Below are 13,396 nucleotides of genomic sequence, written 5' to 3'. Positions count from 1 at the left end.
AGCGTGATCCTCACTCTGGACGACACGACCTCGGCGGGCATCAACGCCCAGCTCATCCAGGCACGCCGCAATCAAGGCGTGGCGAGCGGCCTGGTCTTCACGATGATCGTCGTGGCCGACACGTGGGACTTCGACCGCGTGCTGCGGGCCTGCGTGGACGCCGGCCGCGAGCACCCCTCGCGGATCATCGTCATCGCCACTCGCACGGAGACCGAGACCGGCCTGGACGCGACGATCCGGATGGGCGAGGACGTGCCGGGCGAGGTCATCACCCTGCTGTTCCGCGGAGAGCTCGCCCAGCACCGGCGCTCCACGCTCGTCCCGTTGCTGCTGCCCGACTCGCCGATCGTCGTGTGGTGGCCGGGGATCGCCCCGGCGCGACCGGGCTCCGACCCGATCGGCGAGCTCGGCACCCGCCGCATCACCGACGCGATGGGCGCACCGGACCCGCAGCAGGCCCTCCGCGAACGCGCCGCCTCGCACTCCGTCGGTGACACCGACCTCACCTGGACCCGGCTCACCCGGTGGCGGGCCCTGCTCGTGACGGCGCTCGACCAGTACCCCGCCACCGTGCGGTCGGTCACCCTGTCCGGAAACCGCGACAACGCACCGGCGACGCTGCTGGCGGCATGGCTGGCGAACAGGCTGGCCGTTCCGGTCGAGCAACTCGCCTCGGACGGGCCGGGCATCACCGGCGTCGTGATGCACACCGACGCCGGCGACATCGCCATCACCCGCACCGACGGCGCCCTCGCACAGTTCACGGCGCCCGGGCTGCCGTGCCGGACCGTCGCGCTGCGCCGACGCGACATCAACGACCTGCTCACCGAGGAACTGCGGCGCCTGGACACCGACGAGGTCTTCGAGGCCACCATGGAGACCCTGTCGGAGCGATATCGTCGCGAGGGAGAGGGGGCCTGACGTGGCCATACGGCGCATCCACCGCTACCCGGACCCCGACGACCTCGCCGACGGCGTCGCGCGACGACTCGTCCGGGACCTCGCAGGAATCCAGGAGGCCGGCGCCGTGGCGCAACTGTGCCTCACCGGCGGACGCATCGCGCAGCGGATGTACGCGCGTTTCGCGGCCCACGCCAAGGGGGCGCTGCACTCCGACCAGTTGGAGCTGTGGTGGGGTGACGAGCGGTTCCTGCCGAGCAGCGATCCGGATCGGAACGCGGGCCCGACGCTGGAGATCCTGGGCAGCCTCGGCCTCTCCCCGGCCCTCACCCACTCCATGCCCGGTTCCGACGGCATCCTCGACGGCGCACAGGCAGCCTCGACCTATGCGAAGGAACTCGGCGACACGGCCTTCGACATCTGCCTGCTCGGCATGGGGCCCGACGGACACGTGGCGTCCATCTTCCCCGACCATCCGTCCTCCGACCCGCCGATCGCCAAGGTGATCGAGGTCACCGAAGCGCCCAAGCCACCCGCCGAGCGCATCAGTCTCACCGTCCCCGTGCTGAACAACTCCCGGGAGGTGTGGTTCCTCGTGACCGGCCACGACAAGGCGGACGCCGTCGCCCGCGCGGTCGCCGGCGACGAGACGCTGCCCGGCGGACGCATCAGCGGGACGGTCGCGACCCGCTTCTTCCTGGACGTCGCCGCCTGCGAGGGACTCCCGGTTCCGTACCACTGCGAGCTCTGACACGGCCCGAGCCGCGACCGCCGTCGCCGCGGACTCGTCGCCGCCTGGGCGATCCGCGACACCGAGGAGGTCATGACGTGACGACGGCCGCTCCCGCGAGGGAGCGGCCGCGTGCAGGGCTGAGGGAACGGCTCAGTAGAAGACCTCGCCCAGTTCGCGACGCTTGCGCAGGTCGACGAGCGCCTCGGCGAGGATCTTCGCTGCCTCGGAGTCGCTGCGCCGCTCCTTCACATAGGCCAGATGGGTCTTGTACGGCTGCGTCTTCGGCGGGGGCGGCGGGTTCTCGGCGTCCATGTTCGCCGGCAGGCCGCATCGCGGGCAGTCCCAGGTCTCGGGCACCTGGGCCTCGACGGCGAAGGCCGGCCGGGTCTGGTGTCCGTTCGAACAGTAATACGAGACGTACAACCGCGGCGCCGCGTCTCCTCGTTCAGCCTCTCCGAGCGGTCCAGCCCCTACACGGCTACCGCGAATCGCGCTCCCACCAGCCACTTCTGCTCTACTCCTTGTTCACATTCACGCGCGGTCTCGACCACTCACACCATCGGGGCGACGGTCGGGAAGTACTTGTACAGGACGAGCAACGCCACGACACAGGCAAGCCACACCAGGCCGATGACGACCGTCAACCGGTCGAGGTTGCGCTCGGCCACCGACGTTCCTCCCATGGACGTCGACATCCCGCCGCCGAACAGGTCGGACAGGCCGCCGCCCCGCCCCTTGTGCAGCAGGACGAACGCCGCGAGCACCACACTGCAGGCTGCGAGGATGATCGAGACGATGAGGATCGGCCAAGTCATAGACACAACGAGAATCCTAACTCAGAGAAGGTGTTCGCCCTATCCGATGCGAACAGACCGATCGGGTGGGCGCCGTCGCCGGCACCCACCCGATCGCCTGGACTCACTGTTCGTAGAACAACACGATGGATGCGAAGTCCTCGGGCTTGAGGCTCGCGCCTCCGACCAGCGCACCGTCGATGTCCGGCCGAGCCATGATCTCGGCGACATTGCTGCCCTTCACCGAACCGCCGTACTGGATCCGCACGGCGGCGGCGGCCTCGGCTCCGAACTCGTCGGAGATGAAACCCCGGATCGCCCCGCACACCTCCTGCGCATCGTCCGGGGTCGCGACCTCACCGGTCCCGATGGCCCAGACCGGCTCGTACGCGACGACCAGCCCGCCGACCTGCTCGGCGGACAGTCCGGCGAGCGAGCCCTTCACCTGGTCCAGCGTGTACGGGACATGGCGTCCTTCCTTGCGGATGTCGAGCCCCTCCCCCACGCACACGATCGGCGTCATCCCATGCGCCAGCGCGGCCCGCGCCTTGGCGTTGACGACCTCGTCGGTCTCACCGTGATACTCGCGGCGCTCGGAGTGGCCGACGACGACGTACGCACAGTTCAGCTTGGCCAGCATGTCGGCCGACACCTCGCCGGTGAACGCGCCCGACTCGTGCGTGGACACGTCCTGGGCACCGTGCGAGAACGGCAGCTTGTCGCCCTCGATCAGCGTCTGGACGGTGCGGATGTCGGTGTACGGCACCAGCACCGTCGCCTCGGACCGCTCGGGATCGAACTTGCGATCCTTCAGCGTCCACGCGAGGTTCTGCACGAGACCGGCCGCCTCGACGTGGTTGAGGTTCATCTTCCAGTTGCCCGCCATGAGCGGTTTGCGACTCATCGTCAGTCCTCCTCAAGGACGGCCAGACCGGGCAATTCCTTGCCTTCCAGGTACTCCAGCGACGCACCGCCGCCGGTGGAGATGTGACCGAACTGGTCGTCGGAGAACCCCAACTGGCGGACCGCCGCTGCGGAGTCGCCGCCGCCGATCACGGTGAACGCCTCCGTCTCGGCCAGCGCTGTCGCAATGGCCTTCGTGCCCTTGGAGAACGTCGGCATCTCGAACACGCCCATCGGCCCGTTCCAGAAGACCGTCTTCGCCTCGGAGATCGCCGCGGCGAACGCCTGCGCGGTCGCCGGGCCGATGTCGAGCCCCATCTGGTCGGCGGGGATCGCCTCGACGGGGACGACCGTGGCGGGAGCATCGTTGGAGAACTCCGGGGCCACGACGATGTCCACCGGCAGCAGGAGCTTCTTCCCGGTGGCGGCGGCCGTCGCGAGGTAGCCCTTCACCGTGTCCACCTTCTCGGCGTCCAGGATGGAGGTACCGACCTCGAGCCCCCGCGACTTCAAGAAGGTGTACGCCATGCCGCCACCCACGATCAGCGTGTCGGCCGTCTTCAGGAGATTCTCGATCACCGCCAGTTTGTCGGCCACCTTCGCCCCGCCGAGCACGACGACGGAGGGACGCTCCGGGTCGTTGACGAGCTTCTCGAGGACGGAGACCTCCTTGGCGACCAGGAGGCCGGCCGCGCTCGGCAGCAGCTTCGCGACGTCGTAGACGGACGCCTGCTTGCGGTGGACCACGCCGAAGCCGTCGGACACGAACACGTCGGCCAGGGCCGCGTACTTCTCGGCCAGCGCCACGCGCTCGGCCTCGTCCTTGGACTCCTCGCCCGGTTCGTACCGGACGTTCTCCAGCAGCGCGACGTCGCCGTCTCCGAGCGCAGCGACGGTGGCCTGCGCAGACGGCCCGACGACGTCGGCGGCCAGCGCCACGTCGATCCCCAGCAGCTCCCCCAGCCGCGCAGCGGCCGGGGCGAGCGAGAACGCGGGGTTGACGGTGCCCTTCGGGCGCCCCAGGTGAGCCATGACGATGACTCGAGCCCCGGCCTCACGCAGCTTCGTGAGGGTCGGGAGGGCTGCCCTGATGCGACCGTCATCGGTGATGCGGTCGCCATCGAGCGGGACATTGAAATCGCACCGGATCAGCACTCGCTTCCCGGTGAGATCGCCGAGTTCTTCGATCGACTTCACCCAGGGCCCCGACTCAGAGCTTGGAGCCGACGAGGACGGCCAGGTCGACGAGGCGGTTCGAGTAACCCCACTCGTTGTCGTACCAGCCGACCACCTTGACGAGGTTGCCGATGACCTTGGTCAGGCCCGCGTCGAAGATGCAGGAATGGGGATCGGTCTCGATGTCCTTCGACACGATCGGATCCTCGGTGTACGCGAGGATTCCCTTCAGCGGCCCCTCGGCGGCCTCCTTGATCGCGGCGTTGACCTGCTCGACCGTGACGTCGGCGCCGGCCTCGAAGGTGAGGTCGGTGGCGGAGCCGGTCGGCGTCGGCACACGCAGGGCGTAGCCGTCGAACTTGCCCTGAAGCTCGGGCAGCACCAGCGCGACGGCCTGGGCGGCACCGGTCTTCGTCGGGACGATGTTCAGCGCGGCGGCGCGGGCGCGGCGCAGGTCGGAGTGCGGGCCGTCCTGCAGGTTCTGGTCGGCGGTGTAGGCGTGGACCGTGGTCATGAGGCCCTTGACGATCCCGAACTTCTCGTTCAGCACCTTCGCCATCGGCGCGAGACAGTTGGTGGTGCAGGACGCGTTGGAGATGATGGTGTGCTTGGCCGAGTCGTAGTCGGCATCGTTCACACCCATCACGACGGTGATGTCCTCGCCCTTCGCCGGCGCGGAGATGATGACCTTCTTGGCACCGGCGGTCAGATGCGCCTTGGCGGCCTCGGCCTTCGTGAAGCGACCCGTCGACTCGATGACGATGTCGGCGCCGAGCTCGCCCCACGGAAGCGCGGCAGGATCGCGCTCGGCCAGGGCGTGGATCTTGTGACCGCCGACGATGATGAACTCGTCGTCGTAGGAGACCTCGGCGTCGAGACGATGCAGGATCGAGTCGTACTTGAGGAGGTGGGCGAGCGTCTTGTTGTCGGTGAGGTCGTTGACGCCGACCACCTCGACATCGGCACCGCTGGCGAGGATGGCACGGTAGAAGTTCCGGCCGATCCGGCCGAAGCCGTTGATACCAACCTTAACGGTCATGGTGTGGGTGCTCCTTCGTGGAGGATTCGACTTGCCAGTCAGCATGGACTGACACTGACAAGCTCCACTCTAACGAATATTCCGAGGTGATCACGCCGCCGGGAAACCTGACCGGATACCGGCACGAGACCGACGCCAACCGGCGATGTGATCAATCCTCACCGTCGCGCATCTCGGGCGTCAGAGCGTCCTCGGTGGTCGGGATTCCGAGGTCGGCGGCGCGTTTGTCGGCGGTGGCGAGAAGGCGACGGATACGGCCCGCCACCGCGTCCTTGGTCAGCGGTGGATTGTGGTGCTGCCCGAGTTCTTCGAGGCTGGCCTGCTGATGCTCCAGCCGCAGCCGGCCCGCGACGAGCAGGTGCTCGGGGACGTCGTCGCCGAGGATCTCCAGCGCTCGACGGACACGCACGCCGGCGGCGACCGCCGCCCTGGCCGAACGCCGCAGGTTGGCATCGTCGAAGTTGGCCAGCCGATTCGCCGAGGCACGCACCTCGCGGCGCAGCCGCCGCTCCTCCCACGCCAGGACGGACTCGTGTGCGCCGAGCCTGGTCAGCATGGCGGCGATCGCGTCGCCGTCCCGCACGACGACACGGTCGATGCCGCGTACCTCCCGCGCCTTCGCCGGCACTCCCAGCCGACGCGCGATCCCGACCAGGGCGAGCGCGGACTCCGAACCCGGTGCGCTGATCTCCAGCGACATCGAGCGGCCGGGCTCGGTGAGCGAGCCGTGGGCGAGGAACGCACCGCGCCACGCGGCGACGCCGTCGCAGATACCGCCCCCGACGACCGAGGACGGCAGCCCGCGGACAGGTCGTCCGTGACCGTCGATCAGTCCCGTCTGACGGGCCAGCGACTCACCGTCGTGGATGAGGCGGACGACGTACCTGGCGCCGCGCTTGAGCTGGGAGCCGCTGACGACGATGAGCTCGCTCCCGAAGCCGTACAGGTCGAGCACGAACGCCCGCAGCCGCCGCGCCGCCGCGCCCGTGTCGAACTCCGCCTCGACGACGAGACGGCCCCCGGCGATGTGGAGCCCCCCGGCGAACCGCAGCATCGCCACGAGCTCTGCCTTCCGGCAGCACGGCTTGGTCACAGGGACGGCGGCGAGTTCGGACTTCACCTGATCGGTCATTGCCATCTGCGCATCATCTCATTCCGTCGCGGCGAGCCCTACAGGCCCATGATTTCGGCGTACGCGGCGGCGAGCCTGTTCGGGTCGTGGCGCGCAGTGCCGTCTCTCATCGCCACGTCGGCGATCATCAGCCGTCCTCCAAGAGACTCCACGAAACGCTGGATATGACGGTCGGACCTGGACAGCCGCACATCGGCGAGGACCGTGTCCAGCCGCAGTGTGGGGGCATGCTCGGCGAGCACCTCGATGTGCCGCCCGGCGGTCAGGCCCGCCGTCTCGGCCGCCGCCTCGATGTTGAGGGTGAGGATGCGGTGCGCGCGGGTGTTCACGATCGCGTCGGCGAGGTCGGGGACCAACAGGTGCGGGATGACCGAGGTGAACCACGACCCGGGGCCCAGGATCACGAAGTCGGCCTCGCGCACCGCCGCGACGGCGGCCGGGGCCGCGGGCGGATCGGCGGGCAGGAGTCGCACCCGCTGCACGGCCCCTCGCGTCTTCGCCACGGTCGCCTGGCCGCGCACCACCGTGACCTCGTCGGGCGTCTCGTGGGAGACCCCGAGGACGTCCGCCTCGATCGCCAGGGGGACCAGCGACATCGGCAGCACCCGCCCGAGGGAGTGCAGCAGTTCCGCGACCATGTCGAGCCCGGTGACCGGGTCGAATCGCTGCCACAGCCCCGCGATGAGGAGGTTCCCGATCGCGTGCCCGCCGAGCGGTCCGTCGCCGCGGAACCGCGACTGCAGGATGTCGGCCCAGCTCCGCCCGATCCGGTCGTCGCCGCACAGCGCAGCCAGCGCCATCCGCAGGTCTCCCGGCGGGAGGATGTCGAACTCCTCCCGCAGCCGGCCCGAGGAGCCGCCGTCGTCGGCGACCGTCACGATCGCCGTCAGCCGGTCGGTGATGCGGCGCAGCGCCGAGAGGGACGCGGACAGCCCGTGCCCCCCTCCGAGCGCCGCCGCCGAGGGCGGGTGCGACACCATCACTCCAGGCCGAGGTCGCGGTGGATCACCTGCGTGGCGACACCCCGTTCCCGCAGCCGGCGACCCATCTCCTCGCTGATGGCGGTGCTGCGGTGCTTGCCTCCGGTGCAGCCGATGGCGAGGAGGCCGAAGCGCTTCCCCTCGCGGACGAACCCCTCGGTCATGATGACCAGCAGCGACTCCAGTTGGTCCAGGAACGCCGCCGCGCCGGGCTGCCCGAGCACGTAGTCGCTCACCGCTCGCGACAGGCCTGTCTGAGGGCGGAGATCGGGGACCCAGTGCGGGTTCGGCAGGAACCGGACGTCCATCACGATGTCCGCGTCCAGCGGGATGCCGTTCTTGAAACCGAACGACTCGATGACCCACCGCAGTTCGCTGCTCGGCCCGCCGTAGGTGTGCACGACGCGCGCCGCCAGTTGATGGACGTTCTGGTCCGACGTGTCGATGACCAGGTCCGCCGCCGCCCGCAACGCGGCCAGCATCCGGCGCTCACGGGAGATCCCGGACAGCAGCGGCCCGTCGCCCTGCAGCGGATGCGGTCGCCGCACCGACTCCTGCCGGGCCACGATCACCGGATCCGACGCCTCCAGGAACAGGATCTCCGGCCGCACTCCCATGTCCGCCAACTGGTCGAAGGCGGCCGGGATCTGGTCGAACAGGGCCCGCGTGCGGACGTCCAGCACGACCGCCACGCGGTTGATCTTGTATTTGGAGACCGTCGCGAGGAGGTCGGGAAGCATCGCCGGCGGGAGATTGTCGACCACGTACCAACCGTGGTCCTCCAGGGCGTGCGATGCAGTCCGGCGACCGGCACCGGACAAGCCGGTGATCACGACGACGCGCGGATCGGCTGGGACGAGAGTGCTCGACACCCCTCCATTATGGGCTCTCGACAACCTCGCCGGTGGTCACGTTCACCCCCTCGGTGGGGGCACGCGCCGCCAGCGTCTGCGTGATGGCTGCCGCCGTGACGCCTCCGATGCCCGGAACCGACGCCAGTTCGTCCTCGCTGGCCGCGCGCAGCTTCCGCAGGCTCCCGAACCGGCTCAGCAACGCCTTGCGCCGCACCTCGCCGAGACCGGGAACGTCGTCGAGGACCGATTCGACCATGGAGCGGCTCCGCCGGGCCCGGTGGTGCGTGATCGCGAACCGGTGCGCCTCGTCGCGGACCCGCTGCAGCAGGTACAGCCCCTCGCTCGTGCGCGGCAGGATGACCGGGTACTCCTCACCCGGAACCCACACCTCCTCCAGCCGCTTGGCGAGCCCCACGACGGAGATCGCCTCGACCCCGAGCTCGGCGCGTGCCTGCTCGGCGGCGGCCACCTGCGGCGCTCCCCCGTCGACCACCAGCAGCGACGGCTCGTAGTGGAACCGATGCTTCTCGGTCGCCGTCCGCAACGCCTCGCGGTCGTCCAGCAGCCGCCGCAGCCGCCGGGTGATCACCTCGTGCATCGCGCCGACGTCGTCGTTCCCGTCGGTGGACCGGATGAGGAACCGGCGATACTCGGCCTTCTGCGGCAACCCGTCCTCGAAGACGACCATGGACGCCACCGGCTCGGTGCCCTGCAGGTGGGAGATGTCGAAGCACTCGATCCGTAGCGGCGGCGTGTCCAGGCCGAGCGCCGCCTGCAGCTCGTCGAGGGCCCTGCTGCGCGTCGTCAGGTCTGCGGCCCGCTTCGTCTTGTGCTGGGCGAGCGTCTCGGTCGCGTTCCGGGTGACCGTGTCGAGAAGGTCGCGCTTCGGCCCGCGCTGCGGCACCCGCACCCTCACCTTCGCGCCGCGGATCTCGGTCAGCAGCTCGGCCAGCACCTCCGCGTCGTCCGGTGGCTCCTGCACGAGGATCTCCCGCGGGATGCCGGCCTCCTCGACGTCGGCGTACAGCCCGACGAGGAACTGCGGGAGGAGCTCGGCCACGTCGGCGTCGTCGGTGCGATCGGCCACCTGGCCCCGCTCGGCCCGCACGCGGCCGTCGCGCACCTGGAACACCTGGACGGCCACCTCCAGCGGGTCCAGCACCATCGCGACCACGTCGACGTCGGTGCCGTCGGGCAGGACGATGGCGTTGCGCTCGGTCGCCGCCCGCAGGGCCCGGAGCTGGTCGCGCCTGGCCGCGGCCAGCTCGTACTGGGTCGACGCGGAGGCACGCTCCATGTCGGCTGTCAGCTTGCGCTCGAGCTCTCGTCCGTGCCCGGTCCAGAACCCGATGAAATCACCGACGATCTCGCGGTGCTCCTCGGCGGTCACACGGGCGACGCACGGTGCGGCGCACTTGCCGATGTGACCCAGCAGGCACGGCCTGCCGCTGGAGACGGCGTTGCGGAAGACCCCGTTGCTGCACGACCGCATCGGGAAGGCGCTCAGCAGTGTGTTCACCGTCTCACGGACGGCCCAGGCGAGGCTGAACGGGCCGAAGTAGCGGGTGCCCTTCCGTTTCGCCCCGCGCCCGACGAACACGCGCGGGTACTCGTCGTCCCAGGTGATCGCGAGCCACGGGTAGGACTTGTCGTCGCGGTACTTGATGTTGAACCGCGGCTCGTACTGCTTGATCCAGGTGTATTCGAGCTGCAGCGCCTCCAACTCGTTGCGCACCACGGTCCATTCGACGTCGCGCGCCGTCGCGACCATCGTCGCCGTGCGGGGCAGCAGCGTCCGGGGGGCGGCGAAGTAGCTGCCGAGACGGCTGCGCAGCGACTTCGCCTTGCCGACGTAGATGACCTGCCCACGCTCGTCGCTGAACCGGTACACGCCCGGTTCGGCCGGGATGTTGCGCGGCCGCCAACTCACCGTTCCGGCCATGGCTACCCGGCCCGTTTCCGGCGTCGCGCCGGCGCCGGCGCCGGCAGCGCGACGAGCGTCTCCGACGCCTCGGCAGCGGGCACCTCGCGACCGTCGAGGACCTCGGCGAGGAACTGCCCCGTGTACGAACCGGGCACGCGCGCGACGTCCTCGGGCGTGCCCTCGGCGACGATCGTCCCGCCCTTGTCGCCGCCTCCGGGGCCCAGATCGACCACCCAGTCGCAGGTCTTGATGACGTCGAGGTTGTGCTCGATCACGATGACGGTGTTGCCGCCCTCCACGAGCCGCCCCAGCACCTGGAGCAGACGGCGGATGTCCTCGAAATGCAGCCCTGTCGTCGGTTCGTCCAGGACGTACACCGTGCGGCCCGTGGAGCGGCGCTGCAGTTCCGCGGCGAGCTTGACGCGCTGGGCCTCGCCGCCGGACAGCGTGGTGGCGGGCTGCCCGAGACGGACGTACCCGAGACCGACATCGTTCAGCGTGACGAGGTGCCGCGAGATCGCCGGGATCGCCGCGAAGAACTCCGTCGCCTCCTCGATCGGCATGGCGAGGACGTCGGCGATGGACTTGCCCTTGTAGTGCACCTCCAAGGTCTCGCGGTTGTACCGCGACCCGTGGCACACCTCGCAGGGCACGAACACGTCGGGCAGGAAGTTCATCTCGATCCGGATCGTGCCGTCGCCGGAGCAGTTCTCGCACCGGCCGCCCTTGATGTTGAAGGAGAAGCGGCCCTGCTGATAGCCGCGCATCTTCGCCTCGGGCGTGGCCGCGAACAGCTTGCGGATGTGGTCGAACACGCCGGTGTAGGTCGCCGGATTGGAGCGGGGGGTCCGCCCGATCGGCGACTGGTCGACGTGGATGACCTTGTCGACATGCTCGATGCCGGTGATCGTGCGGTGCCTGCCGGGCACCGCTCGCGCCCCGTGGAGCCGCTGCGCGAGAGCCGTGTACAGGATCGCGTTGACCAGCGTCGACTTGCCCGATCCGGACACCCCCGTGACGGCGATGAGCCGGCCGAGCGGGAACGACACCGACACGTCCTGCAGATTGTGCTCGCGCGCCGCCTCCACGCGCAGCGCGAGACCGTTGCCCGCGCGGCGGGCCGGTGGCAGCGGAATCGACCGTCTGCCCGACAGGTACGCGCCGGTGAGCGAATCGGGCGAGGCCAGGAGCTCGGGAACCGGACCGGAGACGACGACCTTCCCGCCGTGCTCGCCCGCCCCGGGGCCGATGTCGACGGCCCAGTCGGCGACCTTGATCGTGTCCTCGTCGTGCTCGACGACGATGAGAGTGTTTCCCAGGTCGCGAAGCCGCAGCAAGGTCTCGATGAGCCGCCTGTTGTCGCGCTGGTGCAGGCCGATGGAGGGCTCGTCGAGGACGTACAGCACGCCTACCAGTCCCGACCCGATCTGCGTGGCGAGACGGATGCGCTGCGCCTCTCCGCCCGACAGCGTGGCGGCCGGACGATCGAGCGACAGGTACTCGAGCCCGACGTCCAGGAGGAACTGCAGTCGCTGGCGGATCTCCTTCACCACCCGCTCGGAGATCTTCTGCTCCCGTTCGGTCAACTCCATGGCCGTGACGAACTCGGAGACCCGGTCGATCGACAGGGCGGTCACCTCGGCGATGTTGAGCCCGCCCACCGTCACGGCCAGGGACGCCGGCTTCAGCCGTGCCCCGCGGCATGCCTCGCACGGCACCTCCCGCATATAGGTCGCGAAGCGGTCGCGGGCGTTGTCGGACTCGGCCTCGGCGTGGCGCCGCCGTACGTACGGGACGGCTCCCTCGAACTTGGCCCGGTAGCGGTACTCCCGGCCGTGCCGGTTGCGGGTCACGACCTCGACCGGCTGCGTGCGACCGCCGAGGACGAGCGCACGGACGTCCGCGGGAAGGTCCTCCCACGGCGTCTCGACCGAGAAGCCCAGCTCGCCTGCGAGCGCTCGGAAGATGTCCTCGAAATAGCCCGCCACGTACGGCGTGGACCAGGGAGCGATCGCGGACCTCGCGAGGCTCTTGGTCTTGTCGGGGACCAGCAGATCGGGATCGACCTCCATCTTGGTGCCGATCCCCGAGCAGACCGGGCACGCACCCCACGGGCCGTTGAACGAGAACTGCCGCGGCTCGAGCTCCTCGATGGAGATGTCATGGTTGTTCGGGCACGCCAGCTTCTCGGAGTAGCGACGCTCCCGCTCCGGATCGGTGACATCGCGGTCGACGAAGTCCACGGCGATGACCCCGGAGGCCAGCCCGAGTGCCGTTTCGACCGAGTCGGTGAGCCGCTGCTTGATCGTGTCCTTGACGACCAGGCGGTCGACGATGACGTCGATCGAGTGCTGCTTCTTCTTGTCCAGCGAGGGCACCGACGCCAGTTGATGGGTCTCGCCGTCCACCCGGACCCGGCTCAGCCCCTGGGCGATGAGCTCGCGGAACAGCTCCGCGTACTCGCCCTTGCGGCCCCGGACGACCGGTGCGAGAACCTGGAACCGCGTGCCTTCGGGGAGGGCCAGCAGCCGGTCGACGATCTGCTGCGGCGTCTGCCGGGAGATCGGCTCCCCGCACTCGGGACAGTGCGCCCGCCCGGCCCGGGCGAACAGCAGTCGCAGGTAGTCGTAGATCTCGGTGATCGTGCCCACCGTCGACCGCGGGTTGCGGTTGGTGGACTTCTGGTCGATCGACACGGCCGGAGACAGGCCCTCGATGAAGTCGACGTCCGGCTTGTCCATCTGGCCGAGGAACTGCCGCGCATAGGCCGACAGCGACTCGACGTAGCGGCGCTGGCCCTCGGCGAAGATCGTGTCGAACGCCAGACTGGACTTGCCCGAACCGGACAGGCCCGTGAACACGATGAGGGCGTCTCGCGGCAACGAGACCGAGACGTTGCGCAAATTGTGTTCCCGGGCACCACGGACGACAAGGCGATCACTCACGACGAACATGCTAGGT

The 13,396-nt window shown here is 69.5% G+C and carries 12 protein-coding genes; 2 read left to right on the top strand and 10 right to left on the bottom strand.

Going from position 1 to position 13,396, the window contains the following annotated elements:
• Positions 1–3 precede the first annotated feature (3 nt).
• Positions 4–921: a glucose-6-phosphate dehydrogenase assembly protein OpcA gene (locus G555_RS0106345; protein WP_028708229.1), complete on the top strand. Its 918-nt coding sequence runs from the start codon at positions 4–6 to the stop codon at positions 919–921.
• Position 922: 1 nt separating this feature from the next.
• Positions 923–1,651, top strand: a complete 729-nt coding sequence (gene pgl, locus G555_RS0106340; protein ID WP_036921512.1) for a 6-phosphogluconolactonase — start codon at positions 923–925, stop codon at positions 1,649–1,651.
• 132 nt (positions 1,652–1,783) lie between these two features.
• Here the strand turns inward: pgl and G555_RS0106335 are convergent, their stop codons facing one another.
• The 10 genes from G555_RS0106335 to uvrA form a co-directional block, all read right to left on the bottom strand.
• On the bottom strand, positions 1,784–2,140 hold the full coding sequence (locus G555_RS0106335) for an RNA polymerase-binding protein RbpA (RefSeq protein WP_051208508.1): 357 nt from the start codon (positions 2,138–2,140) through the stop codon (positions 1,784–1,786).
• A 44-nt stretch (positions 2,141–2,184) separates the two neighbouring features.
• The gene (gene secG / locus G555_RS0106330; protein ID WP_028708226.1) at positions 2,185–2,448 is read right to left on the bottom strand and encodes a preprotein translocase subunit SecG; all 264 of its coding nucleotides are present in this window, start codon (positions 2,446–2,448) and stop codon (positions 2,185–2,187) included.
• Between the two features lie 103 nt (positions 2,449–2,551).
• Positions 2,552–3,331, bottom strand: coding sequence for a triose-phosphate isomerase (gene tpiA, locus G555_RS0106325; protein ID WP_028708225.1), 780 nt, complete (start codon positions 3,329–3,331; stop codon positions 2,552–2,554).
• Between the two features lie 2 nt (positions 3,332–3,333).
• Positions 3,334–4,527: a phosphoglycerate kinase gene (locus tag G555_RS0106320; protein ID WP_028708224.1), complete on the bottom strand. Its 1,194-nt coding sequence runs from the start codon at positions 4,525–4,527 to the stop codon at positions 3,334–3,336.
• 13 nt (positions 4,528–4,540) lie between these two features.
• Positions 4,541–5,545: a type I glyceraldehyde-3-phosphate dehydrogenase gene (gap, locus tag G555_RS0106315; protein WP_028708223.1), complete on the bottom strand. Its 1,005-nt coding sequence runs from the start codon at positions 5,543–5,545 to the stop codon at positions 4,541–4,543.
• Positions 5,546–5,696: 151 nt separating this feature from the next.
• Positions 5,697–6,683, bottom strand: a complete 987-nt coding sequence (gene whiA, locus G555_RS0106310) for a DNA-binding protein WhiA (RefSeq protein WP_028708222.1) — start codon at positions 6,681–6,683, stop codon at positions 5,697–5,699.
• Between the two features lie 32 nt (positions 6,684–6,715).
• Entirely contained in the window at positions 6,716–7,657 is a 942-nt protein-coding gene (locus G555_RS0106305) for a gluconeogenesis factor YvcK family protein (RefSeq protein ID WP_028708221.1), read from the bottom strand.
• On the bottom strand, positions 7,657–8,529 hold the full coding sequence (gene rapZ, locus G555_RS0106300) for an RNase adapter RapZ (protein WP_028708220.1): 873 nt from the start codon (positions 8,527–8,529) through the stop codon (positions 7,657–7,659). Before rapZ ends, G555_RS0106305 begins: the two co-directional genes overlap by 1 nt.
• Before the next feature lie 7 nt (positions 8,530–8,536).
• Positions 8,537–10,453 carry an excinuclease ABC subunit UvrC gene (gene uvrC, locus G555_RS0106295; protein ID WP_028708219.1) on the bottom strand — a complete coding sequence of 639 codons (1,917 nt, stop codon included), beginning with the start codon at positions 10,451–10,453 and terminating at the stop codon, positions 8,537–8,539.
• 2 nt (positions 10,454–10,455) lie between these two features.
• Complete coding sequence (gene uvrA, locus G555_RS18355; RefSeq protein ID WP_036921508.1) at positions 10,456–13,389, bottom strand: excinuclease ABC subunit UvrA; 2,934 nt, start codon at positions 13,387–13,389, stop codon at positions 10,456–10,458.
• Between the last annotated feature and the right edge of the window lie 7 nt (positions 13,390–13,396).

It is taken from the genome of Propionicicella superfundia DSM 22317, from assembly GCF_000423465.1.
Classification (GTDB): domain Bacteria; phylum Actinomycetota; class Actinomycetes; order Propionibacteriales; family Propionibacteriaceae; genus Propionicicella; species Propionicicella superfundia.
This window is presented reverse-complemented; position numbering and strand designations above follow the sequence as displayed.